This is a genomic window from Cellulosimicrobium sp. E-16 (genome assembly GCF_049913115.1).
In the GTDB taxonomy this organism is placed as follows: domain Bacteria; phylum Actinomycetota; class Actinomycetes; order Actinomycetales; family Cellulomonadaceae; genus Cellulosimicrobium.
Genome location: NZ_CP183974.1, coordinates 4,343,646 through 4,364,453 on the forward strand (window position 1 = coordinate 4,343,646; position 20,808 = coordinate 4,364,453).

General features: G+C 74.0%; 16 protein-coding genes. 5 read left to right on the forward strand and 11 right to left on the reverse strand.

Going from position 1 to position 20,808, the window contains the following annotated elements:
- Positions 1-183 precede the first annotated feature (183 nt).
- Entirely contained in the window at positions 184-1,371 is a 1,188-nt protein-coding gene (locus ACN9MS_RS19075; RefSeq protein WP_426309959.1) for a GAF domain-containing sensor histidine kinase, read from the forward strand.
- Between the two features lie 16 nt (positions 1,372-1,387).
- On the opposite strand, the gene ACN9MS_RS19080 is transcribed toward ACN9MS_RS19075, so the two are convergent.
- The 3 genes from ACN9MS_RS19080 to ACN9MS_RS19090 form a co-directional block, all read right to left on the reverse strand.
- Entirely contained in the window at positions 1,388-1,912 is a 525-nt protein-coding gene (locus tag ACN9MS_RS19080) for a GNAT family N-acetyltransferase (protein ID WP_426309960.1), read from the reverse strand.
- A 31-nt stretch (positions 1,913-1,943) separates the two neighbouring features.
- Positions 1,944-2,417: a pyridoxamine 5'-phosphate oxidase family protein gene (locus ACN9MS_RS19085; RefSeq protein WP_204538192.1), complete on the reverse strand. Its 474-nt coding sequence runs from the start codon at positions 2,415-2,417 to the stop codon at positions 1,944-1,946.
- 142 nt (positions 2,418-2,559) lie between these two features.
- Positions 2,560-3,291: a response regulator transcription factor gene (locus ACN9MS_RS19090; RefSeq protein ID WP_426309961.1), complete on the reverse strand. Its 732-nt coding sequence runs from the start codon at positions 3,289-3,291 to the stop codon at positions 2,560-2,562.
- A 214-nt stretch (positions 3,292-3,505) separates the two neighbouring features.
- Here ACN9MS_RS19090 and ACN9MS_RS19095 point away from each other — a divergent pair, with 214 nt between their 5' ends.
- The gene (locus ACN9MS_RS19095; RefSeq protein ID WP_426309962.1) at positions 3,506-4,405 is read left to right on the forward strand and encodes a universal stress protein; all 900 of its coding nucleotides are present in this window, start codon (positions 3,506-3,508) and stop codon (positions 4,403-4,405) included.
- Positions 4,406-4,578: 173 nt separating this feature from the next.
- On the opposite strand, the gene ACN9MS_RS19100 is transcribed toward ACN9MS_RS19095, so the two are convergent.
- Both ACN9MS_RS19100 and ACN9MS_RS19105 read right to left on the reverse strand, forming a co-directional pair.
- Positions 4,579-9,078: a PQQ-dependent sugar dehydrogenase gene (locus ACN9MS_RS19100; RefSeq protein WP_426309963.1), complete on the reverse strand. Its 4,500-nt coding sequence runs from the start codon at positions 9,076-9,078 to the stop codon at positions 4,579-4,581.
- Positions 9,079-9,494: 416 nt separating this feature from the next.
- The gene (locus ACN9MS_RS19105; protein WP_426309964.1) at positions 9,495-9,935 is read right to left on the reverse strand and encodes a MarR family winged helix-turn-helix transcriptional regulator; all 441 of its coding nucleotides are present in this window, start codon (positions 9,933-9,935) and stop codon (positions 9,495-9,497) included.
- A 91-nt stretch (positions 9,936-10,026) separates the two neighbouring features.
- On the opposite strand from ACN9MS_RS19105, the gene ACN9MS_RS19110 reads away from it, so the two are divergent.
- Genes ACN9MS_RS19110 through ACN9MS_RS19120 form a run of 3 tightly spaced genes read left to right on the forward strand, consistent with a single transcriptional unit; the run spans position 10,027 to position 12,181 of the window.
- The gene (locus ACN9MS_RS19110; RefSeq protein ID WP_426309965.1) at positions 10,027-10,716 is read left to right on the forward strand and encodes a maleylpyruvate isomerase family mycothiol-dependent enzyme; all 690 of its coding nucleotides are present in this window, start codon (positions 10,027-10,029) and stop codon (positions 10,714-10,716) included.
- Positions 10,713-11,090, forward strand: a complete 378-nt coding sequence (locus tag ACN9MS_RS19115; RefSeq protein WP_378229862.1) for a DUF1304 family protein — start codon at positions 10,713-10,715, stop codon at positions 11,088-11,090. Before ACN9MS_RS19110 ends, ACN9MS_RS19115 begins: the two co-directional genes overlap by 4 nt.
- Positions 11,091-11,134: 44 nt before the next feature.
- A complete protein-coding gene (locus ACN9MS_RS19120) occupies positions 11,135-12,181 on the forward strand; it encodes an arginase family protein (protein ID WP_426309966.1) in 1,047 nt (348 codons plus the stop codon).
- Positions 12,182-12,214: 33 nt separating this feature from the next.
- Here the strand turns inward: ACN9MS_RS19120 and ACN9MS_RS19125 are convergent, their stop codons facing one another.
- The 6 genes from ACN9MS_RS19125 to ACN9MS_RS19150 form a co-directional block, all read right to left on the reverse strand.
- Positions 12,215-13,609 (reverse strand): amidohydrolase family protein, encoded by a 1,395-nt coding sequence (locus tag ACN9MS_RS19125; RefSeq protein WP_426309967.1) that lies wholly within the window; start codon positions 13,607-13,609, stop codon positions 12,215-12,217.
- On the reverse strand, positions 13,609-15,285 hold the full coding sequence (gene hutU, locus ACN9MS_RS19130) for a urocanate hydratase (protein ID WP_426309968.1): 1,677 nt from the start codon (positions 15,283-15,285) through the stop codon (positions 13,609-13,611). Before hutU ends, ACN9MS_RS19125 begins: the two co-directional genes overlap by 1 nt.
- Before the next feature lie 26 nt (positions 15,286-15,311).
- Positions 15,312-17,060 carry a histidine ammonia-lyase gene (gene hutH, locus ACN9MS_RS19135; protein WP_426309969.1) on the reverse strand — a complete coding sequence of 583 codons (1,749 nt, stop codon included), beginning with the start codon at positions 17,058-17,060 and terminating at the stop codon, positions 15,312-15,314.
- Between the two features lie 238 nt (positions 17,061-17,298).
- Complete coding sequence (locus ACN9MS_RS19140; protein ID WP_426309970.1) at positions 17,299-19,683, reverse strand: ATP-binding cassette domain-containing protein; 2,385 nt, start codon at positions 19,681-19,683, stop codon at positions 17,299-17,301.
- A 187-nt stretch (positions 19,684-19,870) separates the two neighbouring features.
- Positions 19,871-20,344 (reverse strand): nitroreductase family deazaflavin-dependent oxidoreductase, encoded by a 474-nt coding sequence (locus tag ACN9MS_RS19145; RefSeq protein ID WP_426309971.1) that lies wholly within the window; start codon positions 20,342-20,344, stop codon positions 19,871-19,873.
- A 111-nt stretch (positions 20,345-20,455) separates the two neighbouring features.
- Positions 20,456-20,746, reverse strand: a complete 291-nt coding sequence (locus ACN9MS_RS19150) for a hypothetical protein (protein ID WP_205205596.1) — start codon at positions 20,744-20,746, stop codon at positions 20,456-20,458.
- Between the last annotated feature and the right edge of the window lie 62 nt (positions 20,747-20,808).

Below are 20,808 nucleotides of genomic sequence, written 5' to 3' on the forward strand. Positions count from 1 at the left end.
CCTTCGGCCCCCTGCGTCGACGGCCTCGGTCGGCTCGCGCCGCGCCGGCCGCGGCGGGCGACCGGCAGGACGGCGACGGACGTCCCGAGATGTGGACGCACGATAGCGCGGGGTGTCGCCCACGTCACTCCCCGCCTCCCGCCGGGTGCCGCTCCGGGCCCCGCGTCTGGGAGACTGCGTCAGGTGAGCGGAACGACCGACCTGCCGACCGACGTCGGGCAACGCGTGCTGGACGCCGTCGTGGCGGTGACCAGCGACCTCGACCTCCCGCAGGTGCTGCGGCGCATCGTCGAGGCGGCGATGGAGCTGACCGGCGCCCGGTACGGCGCGCTGGGCGTGCTCGACGCCTCGGGGCGCGAGCGCCTCGCGCAGTTCATCCCGCTGGGCCTCTCGGACGACGAGGTCGCCGCGATCGACCACTGGCCGCACGGCGAGGGCCTGCTCGGCGAGCTCATCGACCACCCCGAGCCCATCCGCGTCCCGGAGATCGCCGACGACGTCCGCTCGGCGGGCTTCCCCGAGGGCCACCCGCCCATGCACACGTTCCTCGGCGTCCCGGTCCGGGTGCGGGAGACGGTGTTCGGCAACCTCTACCTCACGGACAAGCGGGTGCGCGGGGCGGGCAGCGAGGACTCCACGACGGAGTTCACGGCGGAGGACGAGGCGGCCGTGATCGCGCTCGCCGCGGCCGCGGGGGTCGCGATCGAGAACGCGCGGCTCTACGGCCGCGCCAAGCAGGTGGGCGTGCTCGAGGACCGCGACCGCATCGCGCGCGACCTGCACGACGTCGTGATCCAGCGCCTGTTCGCGTCCGCGATGACGCTCATGAGCGTGCAGCCGCTCGTGGCCGACCCGAACGCGCGCACCCGCATCGAGGAGACCGTCTCCGACCTCGACGAGACGATCCGGCAGATCCGCTCGACGATCTTCGCCCTGCACACGGCGACCGACCCGGACGCGCCGTCGATCGAGGACCGCTTCCGCGCCCAGGCGGAGGCCGCGACGACGGTCCTGGGCTTCGCGCCGGAGGTGAGCGTCGAGGTCGCGGCCGAGGGGTCGGGCGCGGGCGTGTCCGACGGCGGCCCGAGCCTGCCCGCCGAGGTCGCCGACCAGCTCGTCGTCGTGCTCGGCGAGTCCCTGACCAACGTGGCGCGGCACGCGCAGGCGAGCCACGTCGTCGTGCACCTGTCCGTCACCGCGCACGAGGCGCGCCTGGCCGTCACGGACGACGGCGTGGGCATCCAGCCCGGCGGGCGCCGCTCGGGGCTGCGGAACATGCAGGCGCGCGCGGCGGCGCTGGGCGGGTCGAGCACGGCGACCGCGCTGCCCGACGGCGGCACGCGGCTCGAGTGGTGGGTGCCGCTCGTCTGACCCGTCGCGCCGCGGCTCAGAGGGCGCGGTGCATGACGTGCAGGCCCACGAGACCGTGCACGGGGTGATCGAAGGCCTCGGGCACCGTCGCGAGGATCGCGAAACCGAGCGACTCCCAGAGCCGCACGGCGCGCTCGTTCGTCTCCACGACGGCGTTGAACTGCATCGCCCGGTAGCCGTCGCCGCGCGCCCCGTCCAGCACCGCGCGGGCGAGCGCGCGACCCACGCCCCGCCCCGCGCCGTCGGGCCCGACGACGAAGCTCGCGTTCGCGACGTGCGACCCGGCACCCGGGTGGTTGGGCAGGTACTTCGCCGTGCCCAGCACCGCCCCCTGCGCCACGCCCGTGGCGTCGGGGTCCGTGGAGACCGCGACGAGGACCCGGGCACCGGGCGAGCCGGTCCAGGCGGCGCGGGCGTCGGCCTCGCTGATGTCGCGCGGGTAGGTGTACGTCTCACCGGCGCGGAAGACGGGCTCCAGGGCCCGCCACATGCCCGGCCAGTCCTCGGTCGTCGCGTCGCGCACCTCGGTCGTCTCGGTCATCCGGCGAGCGTAGCCGGGCCGACAGTCCGCCTCAGCGCAGTATCCGCCGCCCGGTGACGATGCGCGGCACGACCTTGATGACGCGGTCGCGCACGCCCGGCACGAACGTCACGAGCGGGAGGGCGAGCAGCCGTGCCCGCTCCACCGGCTCGGTGACCTCGAACGTGCGGCCCACGAGCACGACGGACCAGCCGGAGCGCGCCTCGGCGTCGAACTGGTCCACCTCGAACGCGACCACCGCGCGGCTCGCGGCGACAGCGAGCTTGGAGCCCTCGGCGGTGCGGAACACGACGTCCGGCCCGTCGAGGACGAAGTTCACCGGCTGGATCGCCGGCAGCGCGTGGTCGGTGTAGACGATCCTGCCCACGGGGACGGTCGCGAGGAGCGCGTAGCTCTCCTCCGGCGTGAGCTCCGAGAGCCCTGCCGAGGCGCGCGGACGCTCGGCCGTCATGGCCCCCGCACCCGCCACCGGTGCCCCTGTCCCGGTCCGCTCGACTGTGTCCATCTCCACATCGTCGCGCCGCGGTGTCAGATCGGCGAGAGCCGAAGGTCCCGACGCCGCGCGGTCCGCCGGACCCTCGCCGTCGGCCTCCGGTCCGTCCGGCGACGAGCCCTCCGGCCCGCCGGGACGTGCCCCGGCGCCGCCCTCAGGGACGGAGGGGCTGGCCACCGTGCTGCCGGTCCCCCGCCGGCGCGCCCGCGCCCGGGGTGCCGCCCTGGCGCGTCGCCTCCTCCTGGCGCATCTCGGTCGCGAGCACCGCGACCTGGGTGCGCCGCTGGAGGCCGAGCGTCGCGAGGACGTGCGAGACGTAGTTCTTGACCGTCTTCTCCGCGAGGTAGAGGCGCTTGCCGATCTCGCGGTTCGTCAGCCCCTCGCCGATGAGCGCGACGATCTGGCGCTCCTGCTGGGACAGGCCCTCGAGCCGGTCCGGGATCTCGTCCGCGGCGTGGCGCAGGCGCTCGAGCACGCGCGCGGTGCTCGCCGGGTCGAGCAGCGACCCGCCCGCCGCGACGGTGCGGACCGCGCCGACGAGGTCGGACCCGTGGATCTGCTTGAGCACGTACCCCGACGCGCCGGCGAGCACGGCCTGGAACAGCGCCTCGTCGTCGGCGAACGACGTGAGCATGAGGCAGCCGACCTCGGGCAGCTCGGAGCGCACCTCGCGGCACACCTCGACGCCGGAGCCGTCGGGCAGGCGCACGTCGAGGATCGCGACGTCGGGTCGGGTCGCCTTGATGCGCGCGAGCGCGGAGGCGGCGGTGCCGGCCTCGCCGACGACGGTGATGTCACCGGCCGCCTCGAGCAGCGCGGCCACGCCGCGCCGGACCACCTCGTGGTCGTCGAGCAGGAACACACGGATCGGGTGGGGAGAGCCCATGCCCTCAACGTAGCCCGTCGGAGGGGGATTCTCGCGCGCGCGGCGGTGTCACGCCGCAGGTGCGGGACCTTCGTCCCGCCACCTCGAGCCGTGGGTCCTCGCAGGCCGGGGCCGTCGCACGGTGCGTCGACCCCGGGTCGAGGAGTATCCAGGAGGTGTGCAGGCGGCCGGGGAGCCCGGCCGCGAAGGGGACGACAGGACCGAGGTGGGAACGGTGAGCGGATCGACGCAGCAGGTCGTGCTGGTCGGCGTGGACGGCAGCACCACGAGCGGCAAGGCGCTCGACTGGGCCGTGCGCGAGGCAGCCCGCCGCGACGCGCAGCTCCGGGTGCTCCACGTGGCGTACGTCCCGGTGGTCGCGACGCCGTTCGTCGGGGGCGCGTACTACCCGAGCGTCGAGGAGCTCGGCGAGATCGCCGGGCCGATCCTGTCGGCCGCCGCCGAGCGCGCCGCCCGCGTCGACCCCACGGTCCCCGTGCGCACCACGCTGCGCTCGGGGCCGCCCGCGGAGGCGCTGCTCGACGAGGCGAAGGGCGCCGACCTCGTCGTGGTCGGGTCGCGCGGCCTGGGCTCGGTCGGCTCCATGTTCTTCGGCTCCGTCGGGACGCGGCTCGCCGCGCGCTCGCCCGTGCCGGTCGTCGTCGTGCCGCCCGTCGTGGACCGGAGCGAGCGGACGACGGACGTCGTGGTCGGCGTCGACGGTTCCGTGCACGGCGACGCGGCGCTGCGGTTCGCGCTCGACGAGGCGGCCCGCACCCGGTCGCGCGTCGTCGCGGTGTGCGCGTGGCGGCTGCCGGTGGGACCGCTGTGGGAGGAGAACCCGTCGTTCTACACGTCGGCCGAGCGCGACGCGCGGGCCGAGGCGTCGCGCACCGTGGAGGCGGCGCTCGCGCGCGTGCGGACCGCCGAGCACGACGACGTCCTCGTCGAGACGTTCGTCGTGGACCGCGAGCCGTCCGTCGCGATCCGGGAGGCCGCGGCGGGTGCCGCGCTGACCGTCGTCGGCTCGCGCGGACGGGGCGACCTGCGCGGCATGGTCCTGGGTTCCGTGAGCCAGCAGGTGCTGCACCACGCGACGCACCCGGTCGCCGTCGTGCACGCCGAGAAGGCGTAGCCCGCCACGGGCGGTCGCCCCGCACGGCAAGCCCGGGTGGTGGTGCGCCCGCTGCCGGACGGGCACACCACCCCCGAGAAGCGGGGCAGCATCGGCCGCCGCCCCACGTGGCGCCCCGGTGGCGCCGGACGAGACGGTGTCGGACCCCCGTCTCGCCCGGCGCTCGGGTCACGTCAGCCGCACGACCGCGCGGCGTACCCGGCCGTGACCGTGTCCGTCCCGCCGTCGGCGTCCGTCACGGTGACGGTCACCTCGCCGGCCTCGATCTCCGTGGCACGCGTGCTGAACGACTGGTAGGCGTTCTTGCCCGGAGCCACGTCCGCGAAGGTCTTGCTGCCGAACGGCGTCTCGATCGCGACGTCGAGCGTGGAGTCGTCCGCGTTGAGCGCACGGACCGCGACGTAGGTCTTGCCGGCCAGGCAGCGCGGCTCGACCGTCACGTCGACCTCCGGGGTGTCCGCACCGGCGGGGATGCCGGTGAGGTACTCGAAGCCCTCGGCGGAGAACTCGTCGTTCGCCGGCGAGCCGTCGTACTCCATGACGAAGTACGCGACGTCCGCGTCGAGACCGGCCCGCAGGATCTCCTGCAGGGGCATGTCGCCCTCCCCGAGCTTGGTGAACGTCGGACGTCCACCCGCGTTGAGGTTCGTGGCGTCCTTGATGTGCAGGAGCTCGATGCGGTCCGCGTGCTCCTCGATCAGCGCGGGCACGTCCACGCCGGCGTTCGCCGCCCAGGCCGTGTCCAGCTCGAAGGCGACGAGCTCGGGGTCGGTCTCCGCCACGAGGATCTCCCACGCGGAGGTCAGCGCACCGTTGTACTCGTACTTGGTGGTGAACTCCTGGTCGTGGTTGTGACCGAACAGCTTCCCGGTGCCGTTCGCGACCGAACGCGCACCGAGACGGTCCATGGCCTCGGCCGTGGCCAGCACGTTCTCCAGGCCCCCGCCGATGCCCGGGGACGGGAAGCCGCCCGAGCCCACGTACTCCTGGCCCATCGTCTTGACGTACGCGAGCGTCGCGTCGAAGGTGCCCTCGTTCACGTTGTAGTGCGACGACGGGACGCGGAGGCCAGCGGCGTCGAACTGGGCCCGAGCCTGCTCGGCCGTGAGGCCGGAGTAGTTCGACCCGAAGGGCTCGACGTTCTCGAAGCCGATCTCGCCCAGGCGGTCGTAGACGCCCTCCCAGCCGATCTGGCGGCTCCACGAGCTGAGCGAGAACAGCTGCATCGAGACCTTGTCCACGGGGATGGTGACCGGCTCGGTCGGCTCCTCCGAGCCGCCCGCGGCCTCACCGGTGAGGTACTCGAACCCGGTCGTGGCGAAGGACTCGCCGTCGGCGGCCATGTCGTACTCCATGACGTAGTACGCGACGCCCGCCTCCTGACCGGCGGCAAGGATCTCCTGCAGCGGCATGTCGCCGTCGCCGAGGTTGGTGAACGTCGGGCGCCCACCGGCGTTGAGGTTGACCGCGTCCTTGATGTGCAGGAGCTCGATCCGGTCGCCGTACTGCTCGATGAGCGCCGGGACGTCGACGCCCGCGTGGGCGGCCCACGCCGTGTCGAGCTCGAAGGTCACGAACTCGGGGTTCGTCTCCGCCACGAGGATCTCCCACGCCGACGTGAGCTCACCGTCGTACTCGTACCTGGTGGTGAACTCCTGGTCGTGGTTGTGGCCGAACACCTTGCCGACGCCGGCCTCCACGGAGCGCTGACCGAGGCGGTTCATCGTCTCGGCCGTGGCCAGCGTGTTCTCCAGGCTGCCGATCCCCGGGCTGGGGAAGCCGCCGGAGCCCACGTACTTCTGCCCCACCGTGGCCACGTAGTCGAGCGTGTCGTCGAAGTTCGCCTCGCCCACGTTGTAGTGCGAGGACGGCACGCTCAGGCCCGCGTCGTCCGCCTGCGCGCGGAACTGCTCGGCCGTCAGGCCGGAGTAGTTGCCGCCGAAGGGCTCGATGTTCTTGAGCCCGATCTCACCGAGGCGGTCGAGCACGGCCGGCTGGCCGTCCGCGGTGACCCAGGGGATCAGCGAGAACATCTGGAGCGAGACCTGGTCCGCCGGGATGATGACGGACTTCCCGAAGAACACGTTGTCGACGTCGACGCCGCCCGTGCTCGTCACGACGACCTTGCCCGAGCCCTCCGGCACGCTGGTGAGCGTCCGGGTGACGTCGGTCCAGCCCTCGCTGGCGAAGCGGAGCTCGGCGAGCGACTCGTCGGTCGTGCCGTCGGCGCCCTCCCAGCCCAGCGTGACGGTGCCCTCGCCGCGACCGAGGACGGTCACGCGGTTGATGGCCTCGCCCGACGGGGCGTGCTCGAAGGCGACAGGCTCGTAGGCGAACGAGTCGCCCGCGTCGAGGGACGTGACGTAGCCACCGGCGTCGGCGGTCTCGTCGACGACGACCTCGATGCCCTCGGCCTCGTCGTACCACTCGGCCTGCTGCTCCTCGGGCTTGAAGATGCGCGTCAGCTCACCGGTCGTGGCCGGCACGTCGCCCTGCGCCTGGTCGGTGTAGGTCACGACGAGGGTGCCGAAGATCTTCTCGCCCTCGCCGTGCTCCACGGCGTCCGCGTTGGTCTGGATCGTGATGCCGCACCCGTCTGCCGTCGCAGCCGCCGTCCCGGTGACCTCCGGGTGGGCGTGGGTGTTGTGGCCGAGACCGAACGTGAACTTCACGTCGGTGCACGTGACCTCGTCGCCGTCCTCGGCGTCGTGCACGGAGACGCCCAGCTCGAGCTTGTCGCCCCAGTTGAAGATCGCCCCGTCCGCGACGTCGACGCTGATCTCGGGCGCCGTGTTGCCGACGGTGATCTGCTTCGTCGAGAGCGTGAACAGACCCTCGGGGTCCGTGACCCGCAGGATGACGTCGTACTGCCCGAGCTCGGTGAACTCGTGCGTGACCTTCACGCCGGTGGCGTCGGTCTGGCCGTCACCGTCGAAGTCCCACTCGTAGGTGAGCTCGGCGCCCTCGGGGTCGCTCGACCGCGAGGCGTCGAACGTGACCTCGAGCGGGGCCTCGCTGCTGGAGATCGCGCTGGCGGTGAACGACGCCTGCGGGTGCTGGTTGCCCTCGCTGTAGGACACGCGGTACAGGCCCGCGTCCGGGTTCTGGCGGAAGAAGCCGTCACCGTACTCGAGGACGTACAGGTTGCCGTCGGGACCGAACTCGAAGTCCATGACGTTGTCCCAGATGGGCTGTGCGGCGCTCGTGAGGTGCGCGTTCGGCAGGAAGTCCTCCACGGCCGTCACCACACCGGCGCTGCTCAGCTCGTCGAGCGTGAACGCGGCGACGTAGTCCTGGGAGAACTCCGCCATGAACGGCTTGCCGTCCCAGTACGCGGGGAACTTGCCCGGTGCGTCCGGGTAGTCGGCCGAGCGGAAGATCGGCCCGCCCATGGGGGCCTGGCCGCCGCCGCCCCACGCGGTCAGCGGGTCGAGCAGCTCGGGCTGGTCGCCGGGGTTGTCGCCGTAGTAGACCTGCGGCGCGGTCGCGGGCGGCAGGACGTCCAGGCCGGTGTTCCACGTCGAGTTGTTCTCGGCGCCGGCCTCGCAGTCGAAGAAGTCGCCCGGCGTCGACGTCGCGTAGTCGTACTCGTTGTAGTTGGCGTTGGGGCCGTGGCAGTACGGCCAGCCGCCGTTCATCGGCTCGGTCGTCAGGTTCCACTCGACGTAGCCCATGGGGCCACGGTCGGGGTTCGCGGTGGCTGCGTCGGGGCCGTAGTCGCCCCACACGAGCGCGCCGGACTGGGCGTCGTAGTCGATGCGGAACGGGTTGCGCAGGCCCATGACGTAGGTCTCGTCGCGCACGAGGTCGCGGACGTCGTCGTACTGCGGGTCGTCGAAGAGGTTGCCCTCGGGGATCGTGTACGTGCTCCCCGGGCCCACCTCGGTGCCGGCGGCGAGGTCCTCGATCGGGTTGATCCGCAGGATCTTGCCGCGCAGGTCGTTGGTGCTGCCCGCCCCGCGGCGGTCGTCGAAGCCGGGGTTCATGCCGGGGGCGTTGTTGTTCGGCGCGTACCCCGCCGCACCCGGCGCGCTCGCCGGCGTGTTGTCACCGGTGGAGAGGAACAGGTTCCCGTCCTCGTCCCAGGCCATGTCCGCACCGACGTGGCAGCACTGCCCGCGCTGCGCGTCGACCTTGAGGATCTCGCGCTCGGTGGACAGGTCGATCGTGGCCGTCGCCGGGTCCCACGTGAACCGCGACAGCACGTTGTAGCCCAGCCACCGGTCCCAGTAGCTCTCGTCCTCGCCCGCGGGTAGCGAGTTCGGCGCGCTCCCGCTCGGCGTCGTCTCCGGGTAGTCGACGCCCGAGGGTGACGTGCCCTCCATCACCCGAGGCGCGTAGACCAGGTAGACGAAGTGGTTCTCCTCGAAGTCCGGGTCCAGGGAGATCCCCTGGAGGCCGTCCTCCGAGTTCTTGTAGACGTCGAGCTGCGCGATCTGGCTCGTCAGACCCGTCGTCGGGTCCGTGAGTCGCACGACGCCGTCGCGGGCCGTGTGCAGGACGCGCGAGTCGGGCAGGACGGCGAGGTCGATGGGCTCGCCGGTGTCCTTGCTGAGCAGCACCTTCTCGTAGTTGTCCCAGTCGAGCGCGGCCGCGTCGGCAGCGGCGGTGTCGCCACCCTCCTCGTGCCCGGGGTGGGCGTACGCCCCTCCGACCGTCAGCGGTACCAGCATCGCGGCTGAGACCGCCGCAGCGGCGTAGCGGGACCACCTTCGGTGGCCTGGGGAAAATCTGTGCACAACGTCCTCCTTGACGCACTTGGGGAACCAAGCAGCCTGCACCGTGAGGGCGCGGCACAGGGTCTCTGGCCGCACTCCTCCGTGGCTCGCGCCGGTCGACGCCTGCGAGCACTCGACGCTGAGGCTGCACGTGCGACCGCACGAGGATGCCCGTGTCGGCCGACGAAACCCGACCGTACCTTCGGGATCTACTTTTGTCGACGTTTAGTCGAAAGATGCGTGTCGTGGATCTTTGTTATGCACGCTTGCTACGCATAAGCGGATCTGCCGCGCTGGCCGGTCGCTCGGGGGCGGGCGCTGGGCGCTGCGCTCCGCGCCTGACGACGCCGGCGGACGCCGAGCCGTTCGGGCTAGCCCCAGGGGTCGGTGATCTCGCGCAGGCGCGCGAGCTGACGCCGCAGGGACGCCATGCCGCGCACCCCGAGGTGCGCGGTCCACTCCGCCTCGACCCGCGCGAGCTCCGCCGCGGCGACGCGCGACGCCGCCGCGCCCCGAGCGGTCACCCGCACGAGGCGGGCCCGACGGTCGGCGGGGTCAGGGACGCGCTCGACGTATCCGGCGGCCTCGAGCTGGTCGACGAGGAACCCCGCGGTCTGCTTGGTGATCTCCGCCGCCTCGGCGAGCTCCGTGAGGCGCGTACCGTGCGGCCCGACCCGCTGGAACACGCGGAGCTGCGCGGGCGTCGCGTCGTCGAACCCCGCCTCCCGGACCGCGGTGTAGACCCGCAGCTCGAGCGCGCGGTACGGGATGAACAGGAGCAGCCCGGTGTTGAGCTCGTCCTGCTCGTCCACGTACGCCTCCATGGGTGCCGAGGGGGTTGACCATCGTCAGCCCGGCTGACTAAAGTAGTCAGATCATCGTATCAGTTCTGGAGGCGCTCCGATGAGTGCACCCGACTACTGGATGACGGAGGAGGACGTGTGGGCGGCCGTCGCGACCGCCCGGGCCTCCTTCGTGGACCTCGTCGCCGGTCTCGACCCCGCCGACTGGGAGCGCCCCAGCCTGTGCACGGGATGGCGCGTCCACGACGTCGCGGCGCACCTCACCCTCGCCCCTACCTCCTCGCGCGCGGCTCTGACCCGCGGGCTCGCGCGAGCGCTCGTCCGCGGCCGCGCGAGCTTCGACGGGATGATGGACCTCCTCACGCGCGAGGCCGGAGCACGCCCGCGCGAGGACGTGCTCGCCGCGCTGCGCGCGGGCGTCGGGTCACGTCACCTCGCACCGGGGACGACGCCGCGCGTCGCCCTCGTCGACGCGCTCGTCCACACCCAGGACGTCGCCGTCGCGCTCGGGATCGACCTCCCCGCCCCGCCGCTCGCGTCGCGCGAGGCCGCCGAGCGCGTGTGGGCGGTGTCCTTCCCCTTCCACGCCCGGCGGCGACTCGCCGGGTTCCGCCTCGTCGCCGCCGACGTGCCCTGGCAGCGCGGCGAGGGTCAGCAGGTGACCGGCACCATGACCGCCCTGCTCCTGCTGCTCACCGGGCGACCCGCGGCCCTCGCCCACCTGGACGGTGACGGCGCCCGCCGCCTCGCCCGCTCGTTCGCGCCGCACGACCGGGAGGAGCTCCCATGAGCACGCTCGCCCAGGTCCTCGCCGTCGCCGCCGGCGTGCTGCACGTCGGCGTCGGGGTCGTCGAGGCCTTCTTCTTCCACCGGCCCTGGGCCCAGCAGTTCCTGCTGCGCAAGCGCTTCTCGCCGCCCGAGGTCGCGCTGTGGGCGTTCAACGTCGCGTTCTACAACATGTTCCTCGGCGCCGGGACGGTGCTCGGGGTCGTGCTCGCCGCGAACGGCCTCGTGGACGAGGGGCGGACCCTCGTCCTGTACACGGCGGGGTTCATGACGCTCGGCGGGGTCGTGCTGTGGGTCTCCGACCACCGGCTGTGGACCGGGACCCTGGGGCAGTCCGGGTTCGGGCTCGCGACGCTGGTCGCGACGCTCGCGTCCTGACGCGCACCGCGTCGGCCGGTGCCGCGCGTTGCTACGGTCGGGAGGTGAGCAGCGCCGCGCAGCCCCTGTCCCACGACCCGTCCTGGCCCCGGGCGGGCGGCTGGCCCCCGCTCGGCGGGGAGGACGTCGACGTCGCGATCCTCGGCGTCCCGGCCTGGCGCACGTCGCTCTCCCCCACCGGCGCGCACGCGACCCCCGCCGCCGTGCGCGACGCGCTGCGCCGGTTCAGCCCCGCCCTCGTCCCCGACCGCCCCCTGCCCGACGGCGGTCCCTCCGCCCGCGTGCGGCCCGCCGCCGCGACGGGGTCGGACGGGACGAGGACCGCCGGGACCGGCCGGCGCGCGCCGTCGGGCCGGGCTGGGCACCTCGACCTCGCGGGCCTCGCGTTCGCAGACCTCGGCGACGTCGACGAGCCGGACGGCGCGGAGGGCGAGGCGCGGACGCGCGCGGCGGTCCGCGCCGCCCTGGAGCGCGCACGCCTGCTCGTCGCGCTCGGCGGCGACAACTCCGTGACCGTCGCGACGGCGCTCGGCGCGTGGGGCGACGACCTCGCCACCGCGGGCCTCGTGACGCTCGACGCCCACCACGACCTGCGCGACGGCGTGTCGAACGGGTCGCCCGTGCGCCGCCTGGTCGAGGCCGGCCTCGACCCACGGCGGATCGTGCAGGTCGGCATCGCGGACTTCGCCAACTCGGCCGAGTACGCGCGCCGGGCGGACGAGCTCGGGATCACGGTCGTGCACGTCGACGAGCTGCGCCGGCGCGGCCCGGACGACGTCATGCGGGCGGCGCTCGCGATCGCCGGCGCCGCGGGCGGGCCGGTGCACCTCGACGTCGATGTCGACGTGTGCGACCGGTCCGTCGCCCCGGGGTGCCCTGCGAGCGTCCCCGGCGGCATCGCGGCGTGGGAGCTGCGCGCCCTCGTCCGGGCCGCGGCGCTCGACGAGCGCCTCCGCTCCGCCGACGTCGTCGAGGTCGACGCCACCGCCGACGCCCCCGACGGCCGCACCGTCCGCCTCGCCGCCCTCTGCGTCCTCGAGCTCGCCGCCGGCGTCGCCCTCCGCGAGGTAGAGCCTCCCGTCGCGACGTAGAACGCGGCGAGCTCTATCTCGTGACAGGAGGCTCTACCTCGGCGGCAGGCGGACGCCGTCCTTCCAGACCGCCCCGACGAGCGGGACGCCCGGGCGGTAGGCGAGGTGGACGCGGCTCGGGGCGTCGAGCAGCACGACGTCGGCCCGCGCGCCGGGGGCGAGGTGTCCGACGTCGTCCCGCCGCAGCGCGAGGGCGCCGCCCGCGGTCGCGGACCAGAGGGCCTCGGCGACCGTCATGCGCATCTCGCGGACCGCGAGCGCGACGCACAGCGGCATCGACGACGTGTAGCTCGACCCGGGGTTGCAGTCGCTCGCGAGCGCGACCACGGCGCCCGCGTCGAGGAGGCGCCGCGCGTCGGGGTAGGGCTGGCGCGTGGAGAATTCCACGCCGGGGAGCAGGGTCGCCACGGCCCCGGCGACCGCCCCCGCGCCCGACGGCGCAACGGCCCCGGGCGCTGTGCCCGGGGCGGCCCCCGACCACGAGCCCGCGAGCGCCGTGACGTCGGCGTCGGTGAGGTAGGTGCAGTGGTCGACGGCGGCGGCGCCCAGCCCGACGGCGAGGCGCACGCCCTCCCCCGGGCCGAGCTGGTTGGCGTGCACGCGCACGCCGAGCCCTGCGGCGGCCCCGGCCTCGAGGACGCGGCGCGACTGCTCGGGCGTGAACGCGCCGTTCTCGCAGAACACGTCGACCCACCGCGCGTGCGGCGCGCACGCGGCGAGCATGTCGCCGCACACGAGGTCGACGTACGCGTCGGCGCGTCCGGCGAACTCCGCGGGCACGACGTGCGCCCCGAGGAACGTCACCTCCGGGGTCACCTCGCGCGCGAGGCGCACGGACCGTTCCTCGTCCGCGACCGTGAGCCCGTAGCCGCTCTTCACCTCGACCGTGGTCGTGCCCTGCCCGGCCGCCTCGTCGAGGTGCCGCGCGAGGCCCGCCCGCAGGTCGTCGTCGGACGCCGCGCGCGTCGCCGCGACGGTGGAGCGGATGCCGCCCGCCTCGTACCGGCGGCCGGCCATGCGCGCCTCGAACTCGGCGGCGCGGTCGCCCGCGAACACGAGGTGGGTGTGCGAGTCGACGAACCCCGGGATGACGGCGCGCCCGCCCACGTCGACCGTGGCGTCCGGCGCGCGACCGTCCAGGGCGCGCCCGACGGCGTCCCGCGCCTCGCGGGCGGGCCCCGCCCAGGCGACCCGTCCGCCGTCGAGCAGCACGACGGCGTCCGTCACCAGCCCGGTCGGGTCCCCTTCACGCGTCCCGGGACCGCCGGGCGCGTTGGTCGTCAGCTCGCCGATCCCGGTGAAGAGCGTCGACCCCCCTGGCGAATCCGGGATCGCTCCCCACCCGGACGCTGCCGACCCCGGGATCGCTCCCCAGGATCGGCCGCCCGTGGGGAACGACCCCGGGTTCAGCACCGGGGGGTGAGACATCAGGACTCCCGCGTCGGGACGCGGAGGCCGCCGCGCTCGGCCGCGGCGACGGCGTCGTCGTAGCCGGCGTCCACGTGGCGCAGCACGCCGAGGCCCGGGTCGTTCGCGAGCACGCGCGCGAGCTTGGCCGCGGCGAGCGACGTGCCGTCCGCGACGGACACCTGGCCCGCGTGGATCGACCGGCCCATGCCGACGCCGCCGCCGTGGTGGATCGAGACCCACGTCGCGCCCGACGACGCGGCGGTCAGCGCGTTGAGCAGCGGCCAGTCGGCGATCGCGTCGGAGCCGTCGGCCATCGCCTCGGTCTCCCGGTACGGGGACGCGACGGACCCGGCGTCGAGGTGGTCACGGCCGATGACGACCGGCGCGCTGACGGCGCCTGACGCCACGAGGTCGTTGAACGCGAGCCCCGCACGGTCGCGCTCGCCGTGCCCGAGCCAGCAGATGCGCGCGGGCAGGCCCTGGAACGCGACCCGCTCCTGGGCGGCGCGGATCCAGCGGTGGAGGTGGTCGTCGTCGAACAGGTCGAGCACGGCGGCGTCGGTCGCGGCGATGTCGCGCGGGTCGCCGGACAGCGCGGCCCACCGGAACGGCCCCTTGCCCTGCGCGAACAGCGGGCGGATGTACGCGGGCACGAACCCGGGGAAGTCGAACGCGCGGTCGTACCCGCCCCGGCGCGCCTCGTCGCGGATCGAGTTGCCGTAGTCGAACACCTCGGCGCCTGCGTCGAGGAACCCGACCATCCCCTCGACGTGCCGCGCCATGGACTCGCGCGCGCGGTCGGTGAACTCGTCGGGCTTCGCCGCCGCGTAGTCGGCCCACTCGTCGACGCTCACGCCGACCGGGAGGTACGACAGCGGGTCGTGCGCGGACGTCTGGTCCGTGACGACGTCGGCCTCGACCCCGCGCCGCAGCAGCTCCGGCACGACGGCCGCGCTGTTCCCCTCGACCCCCACCGACAGCGCCCGGCGCTCGCGCCGCGCGTCCTCGACGAGCCGGACGGCGGCGTCGAGGTCGTCGGCGACGACGTCGAGGTACCGCTCGCGGACGCGGCGGTCGAGGCGCGACCGGTCGACGTCGACGACGAGACACGCGCCCCCGTTGAGCGTCACCGCGAGCGGCTGCGCGCCGCCCATGCCGCCGCACCCGCCCGTGAGGGTGAGCGTCCCGGCGAGCGTGCCTCCGAACCGCTTCGCGGCGACCGCCGCGAGCGTCTCGTACGTGCCCTGGAGGATGCCCTGCGCGCCGATGTAGATCCACGACCCCGCGGTCATCTGCCCGTACATCGTCAGGCCCATCGCCTCGAGCCGCCGGAACTCGGGCCACGTCGCCCAGTCCCCCACGAGGTTCGAGTTTGCGAGCAGCACGCGCGGCGCCCACTCGTGCGTCCGCAGGACGCCGACCGGCTTGCCCGACTGCACGAGGAGCGTCTCGTCGTCGGCGAGCGTCGTGAGCGTGCGCACGATCGCGTGGTAGCTCGGCCAGTCGCGCGCCGCCCGGCCCGTCCCGCCGTAGACGACGAGGTCGTCGGGCCGCTCCGCGACCTCGGGGTCGAGGTTGTTCATGAGCATCCGCAGCGGCGCCTCGGTCTGCCACGACCGTGCGGTGAGGGTCGTTCCGCGCGGCGCGCGGACGGGGACGGGGGTGCCCAGTCGATGGGCCGGCTCGTGGGCCATGTCTCTCGCTCCTTCTTCGGTGGGGCTCAGGCCAGGTGCCCGACGGCGGCGCTCGCCGCCCGGACGACGTCGCCACCCGCGACGAGGCGGGTGACCGCCTCGATGTCGGGCGAGAGGTAGCGGTCAGGGCCGGGGCCGTCGACGACGGTGCGCACCAGGTCCCGCACGGCTCCGGTCCCCCGCGCCGGCGCCAGCTCCGAGCGCGTCGAGTCGTCAGCCATCGAGGGGTCCTGGGACCCGTGGGGGGCTGACAGGTCGGGGGCGCAGCGCAGGTCGAGGGCGCGCGTGGCCGTGAGGAGCTCGATCGCGAGGACGCGGCCGAGGCCGTCGACGGCGCGGCGAAGCTTGCGCGCACCGGCCCAGCCCATGGACACGTGGTCCTCCTGCATGGCCGACGACGGGATCGAGTCGACGCTCGACGGCACCGCGAGGCGCTTGAGCTCCGAGACGATCCCCGCGGCGGTGTACTGCGCGATCATCAGGCCGGAGTCGACGCCCGGGTCGTCGGCGAGGAACGGCGGCAGGCCCTCGTTGCGGGCCTTGTCGAGGAACCGGTCCGTGCGGCGCTCGCTCATGCTCGCGACATCGGCCGCGGCGATCGCGAGGAAGTCGAGCACGTACGCGACCGGGGCGCCGTGGAAGTTCCCGTTCGACTCGACGCGGCCGTCGACGGTGACGACCGGGTTGTCGATCGCCGACGCGAGCTCGCGGCGCGCGACGGCGGCCCCGTGGTCGAGCGTGTCGCGCGCGGCGCCGTGGACCTGGGGCGCGCACCGCAGCGAGTACGCGTCCTGCACGCGCGTGCACTCCGGGCGGCCCTGGGGGTCGAGCGTGCGGTGGCTCGCCACGACGGGCGAGCCGTCGAGCAGGGCGCGCAGGTTCGCGGCCGACGCCGCCTGGCCGGGGTGCGGCCGCATCGCCACGAGGTCCGCCGCGAACGGCGCGTCCGAGCCGAGCAGCGCCTCGACGCTCGCGGCGGCCGCGACGTCGGCGGTCGTGAGCAGGGACCGCAGGTCGTGCAGCGCGAGCGCGAGCATGCCGAGCATGCCGTCGGTGCCGTTGATGAGCGCGAGGCCCTCCTTCTCGCGCAGCGCGAGCGGCGCGATCCCGGCCGCGGCGAGCGCGTCGGCGGCGGGCACGAGGGCGCCCGTCGCGTCCCGGACCTCGCCCTCGCCCAGCGCCGCGAGCGCCACGTGCGCGAGCGGCGCGAGGTCGCCCGAGCAGCCGAGCGACCCGAACTCGCGGACCACGGGCGTCACCTGCGCGTCGAGCATCGCGGCGTACGTCTGCGCGACGACGGGGCGCGCCCCGGTCCGCCCGGTCGCCAGGGTCGCGAGGCGTAGGAGCTGGAGCGCGCGCACGACCTCGCGCTCGACCTCCGGCCCGGAGCCCGCCGCGTGCGACCGCACGAGGCTGAGCTGGAGCTGCGCGCGCCGCTCCACCGGGATGTGCCGCCGGGCGAGCGCGCCGAACCCGGTCGAGACGCCGTAGTGCGGGCGGTCGTCGTCCGCGAGCCCCTCGACGACGGCCCGGCTCGCCGCCATCGCCTCGACCGCCGCGTCGGCGAGCCGGACGCGCGCGCCGTGCCGCGCGACGTCGACCACGTCGTCGACCGTCAGCGGGCCGTCGCCCACGACGACCACGCGCGCGGCGCGGGCCGGGTCCGGAGTGGGTACCGCCGTCGAGCCGGGGTCGGCCGAGGTCGGGACACCGGGCGCGGGTGCGTCCGGACCAGGGCGGCCGGGGAGGGCCGGGGAGTGCGTCGTCGCTGCCATGCCCCCAGAACACACCGCGCCCCGGCGCACCGGGAGGCCGGTGGCGCGGTTTTGGTCTGGGATCCCAGACACTCCCGGATCCTCTGCACGCCCGCCGGCCCGGCGAGCCCCGCTGCCGCCGACCAGACGATCCCGGCGAGCCGAGCAGGCCCTCGTAGCGCGTCCGTCGACCAGGACGCGCCACGATCACCTGTTCGGCACCGCGTGGGGTGGGTGGGGCTGGCGGGGTGGCGGAGGGTCAGCCGCCCACGTAGGCCGCGAGGTGCTCGCCCGTGAGCGTGGACCTGGCCGCCACGAGGTCGGCCGGCGTGCCCTCGAAGACGATCGTGCCGCCGTCGTGCCCGGCGCCCGGGCCGAGGTCGATGATCCAGTCCGCGTGCGCCATGACGGCCTGGTGGTGCTCGATGACGATGACGGACTTGCCGGAGTCGACGATCCGGTCGAGCAGGCCGAGGAGGTTCTGCACGTCGGCGAGGTGCAGGCCCGTCGTCGGCTCGTCGAGGACGATGACGCCGCCCTTGTCGCCGAGGTGGGTGGCGAGCTTGAGGCGCTGGCGCTCGCCGCCGGACAGGGTGGTGAGCGGCTGGCCGAGGCTCACGTACCCGAGGCCGACGTCGTCGAGCCGCTCGAGGATCGCCTTCGCCGCGGGCACCTTGGCCTCGCCGGACGAGAAGAACTCGCGCGCCTTGGCGACCGGGAGGTCGAGCACGTCGGCGATGTTCAGCCCGCCGAGCGTGTAGTCGAGCACCGCGGCCTGGAACCGGCGGCCCCCGCAGTCCTCGCACGGGGTCGAGACGGTCTCCATGAAGCCGAGCTCGGTGTAGATGACGCCCGCGCCCTTGCACTCGGGGCACGCGCCCTCGGAGTTCGCGCTGAACAGCGCCGGCTTGACGCCGTTGGCCTTGGCGAACGCCTTGCGGATCGGCTCCAGCAGGCCCGTGTACGTCGCGGGGTTGCTGCGGCGCGAGCCGCGCACCGCGCCCTGGTCGATCGTCACGACGTCCTCGCGCCGCGAGACGGAGCCCTCGATCAGGGAGCTCTTGCCCGACCCGGCCACGCCCGTCACGACGACGAGCACGCCGAGCGGGATGTCGACGTCGACGTCCTGGAGGTTGTGCGCGTCCGCGCCGCGGACCTCGAGCGCGCCCGACGGCGTCCGCACCTCGTCCTTGAGCGTCGCCCGGTCGTCGAGGTGGCGGCCGGTCACGGTGTCGCTCGCCCGGAGCCCGTCGACCGTGCCCTCGAACGTCACCTGGCCGCCGGCCGTGCCCGCACCCGGGCCGAGGTCGACGACGTGGTCCGCGACGACGATCGTCTCCGGCTTGTGCTCGACGACGAGGACGGTGTTGCCCTTGTCGCGCAGCTGGAGCAGGAGGCCGTTCATGCGGTCGATGTCGTGCGGGTGCAGGCCGATCGTCGGCTCGTCGAACACGTACGTGACGTCGGTGAGCGACGACCCGAGGTGGCGCAGCATCTTGATGCGCTGCGACTCGCCGCCCGAGAGCGTGCCCGACGGCCGATCGAGGCTGAGGTAGCCCAGCCCCAGCTCGACGAACGACGCGAGGTTGTCGCCGAGCGCGTTGACCACGGGTGCCATGTTCGGGTCGTCGAGGTCCCGGATCCAGGCCGCGAGGTCGGTGATCTGCATCGCGCACAGGTCCGCGATGCTCACGCCGCGGATCTTCGACGAGCGCGCCGACTCCGACAGGCGCGTTCCGCCGCAGTCGGGGCACGGCGCGAACGTCGCCGCGCGCTCGACGAACGCGCGGACGTGCGGCTGGAGCGCGTCGACGTCCTTGGAGAACATCGCCTTCTGGATCTTGGGGATCAGGCCCTCGTACGTGAGGTTGATGCCCGCCGCCTTGATCTTGGTGGGCTCCTTGTAGAGGAAGTCCTGGAGCTGCTTCTCGGTGAACTCGCGGACCGGCTGGTCGCCCGGGAAGAACCCGGACTCGACGAACCCGCGCACCATCCAGCCGTCGGCCGTGTAGCCCGGCACCTTGATCGCGCCGTCGAGCAGCGACTTGGAGTCGTCGAAGATCTCCGTGAGGTCGAGGTCGGACACCGACCCGCGTCCCTCGCACCGCGGGCACATGCCGCCGTGGTATATCGCGTTGCGGACGATCGTCTTCTCGCCCGTCGCCGACGTCATGATGCCGCTCGCCTTGCGCGCGGGGATGTTGAAGGAGAACGCCGTGGGCGGCCCCACCTGCGGCTCGCCGAACCGGCTGAACAGCACCCGCAGGATCGCGTTGGCGTCGGTCACCGTGCCCACGGTGGAGCGCGGGTTCGCGCCCAGGCGCTCCTGGTCGACGACGATCGCCGTCGTGAGCCCCTCGAGGACGTCCACGTCGGGGCGGTCGAGCGTGGGCATGAAGCCCTGGAGGAACGCCGGGTACGTCTCGTTGATGAGGCGCTGCGACTCCGCCGCGACCGTGTCGAACACGAGCGAGCTCTTGCCCGACCCCGAGACGCCCGTGAACACCGTGAGGCGCCGCTTGGGGATCTCGACGCTCACGTCCTGGAGGTTGTTCGCCCGCGCCCCCTGGACCCGGATGACGTCGTGCGCGTCGGGGTCCTGGGGCACCGAGGTCTGCGTTCCCGTCGTCGTTGCCGTGCTCATCGTGTCTCCTCGTCGTCGAGCCTCGTCGCGCGGCCACCGCTGGGTCGGTCGACTGGCCGGTCGACGGCGCCGACCGTCCGACCTCGGCAGTCCGGTGAAAGTCTGCCCGAGAGCGGGTCGATCCGGCGCGTGGATTCTGCTGCGCCGCGCGGGCGTCCTGTGTCAGGACCGGCCGCGCGGGCGGAACTCACCGCGGGGTGAGCCGCACGAGCGGGTACTGCCGCTCGGCCTTGCTCTGGTACTTCGCGATGCGCGGCTGCGCCGTCGCGACGCGCTGCCACGCACGCTCCCGGTCCGCGCCGTCGAGCTCGTGCGGTGCCGCCGGCACGGGCGCGCGCCCGGGCAGCTCGATCGCGACGTCGTCGGGGTGCGCCGCGAGGTTGGCGTGCCAGTCCGGGTTGCGGCTGCCGCCTCCCGAGGCGACGACGAGGACGGCGTCGCCCTCGTCCGGCAGCCACATGAGCGGCGTCTCGCGCGGCGCGCCGCTGCGGCGGCCGACCGTGTGCAGCACGAGGACGTCCATCCCCATGAACGTCGCCTTGCCGCCACGGACCTTGCGCACGAGGCGCGCGTTCGAGCGGCGCTGCATCCAGCGCGAGAACCGTCCCGGCGTGCCCGGGGCGCGTCCCGCGCCGTTCGTCGTCCGTCCTTCGGTGCTCATCGTCCTGCTCCTCCTGCGTCGGTCCAGCCGTGCCCTGCGTGCCGCGTCGGTCGCGGCCCGCCCCTCTGCGCCGTCGTCCCCCGCCGGGGTGACCGGGGACGACGGCGGTCCTCACCGCTCGTCCAGCACCTCGCCGTCGAGCGCCTCGTGGTCGGTGGTGAGGCCGAGCGTCGCCCCGACGAGCGGGACGTCGCGCGCCGCCTGCGCCGCCGTCTGCATCGCGGCGGCCGAGTCCCACCGCCAGATGTCGAGGTACGTCCCGTCCTCGAGCCGGACGAGCGTGGCCGCGGTGAACGCGGGGTTCGCCGCGCGCAGCCCCTGGATCAGCGCGCTGCGCTGCTCCAGCATCTGGGCCAGCCGGCCCGTCTCCACCGTGTACCGGTGCGTCCTGACGACGGCCATGGTCGTCTCCTCCCGATCCCGCCCGGCGCCTCTCGCCGTGCCCTTCCAGGCTCGGGCCGCGC

Coding starts and splice junctions, on each gene's coding strand:
- ACN9MS_RS19080 (WP_426309960.1), bottom strand. CDS start 1,912: ATGACCGAGACGACCGAGGTGCGCGACGCGACGACCGAGGACTGGCCG.
- ACN9MS_RS19085 (WP_204538192.1), bottom strand. CDS start 2,417: ATGGACACAGTCGAGCGGACCGGGACAGGGGCACCGGTGGCGGGTGCG.
- ACN9MS_RS19090 (WP_426309961.1), bottom strand. CDS start 3,291: ATGGGCTCTCCCCACCCGATCCGTGTGTTCCTGCTCGACGACCACGAG.
- ACN9MS_RS19100 (WP_426309963.1), bottom strand. CDS start 9,078: ATGCTGGTACCGCTGACGGTCGGAGGGGCGTACGCCCACCCCGGGCAC.
- ACN9MS_RS19110 (WP_426309965.1), top strand. CDS start 10,027: ATGAGTGCACCCGACTACTGGATGACGGAGGAGGACGTGTGGGCGGCC.
- ACN9MS_RS19115 (WP_378229862.1), top strand. CDS start 10,713: ATGAGCACGCTCGCCCAGGTCCTCGCCGTCGCCGCCGGCGTGCTGCAC.
- ACN9MS_RS19125 (WP_426309967.1), bottom strand. CDS start 13,609: ATGTCTCACCCCCCGGTGCTGAACCCGGGGTCGTTCCCCACGGGCGGC.
- hutU (WP_426309968.1), bottom strand. CDS start 15,285: ATGGCCCACGAGCCGGCCCATCGACTGGGCACCCCCGTCCCCGTCCGC.
- hutH (WP_426309969.1), bottom strand. CDS start 17,060: ATGGCAGCGACGACGCACTCCCCGGCCCTCCCCGGCCGCCCTGGTCCG.
- ACN9MS_RS19140 (WP_426309970.1), bottom strand. CDS start 19,683: ATGAGCACGGCAACGACGACGGGAACGCAGACCTCGGTGCCCCAGGAC.
- ACN9MS_RS19145 (WP_426309971.1), bottom strand. CDS start 20,344: ATGAGCACCGAAGGACGGACGACGAACGGCGCGGGACGCGCCCCGGGC.
- ACN9MS_RS19150 (WP_205205596.1), bottom strand. CDS start 20,746: ATGGCCGTCGTCAGGACGCACCGGTACACGGTGGAGACGGGCCGGCTG.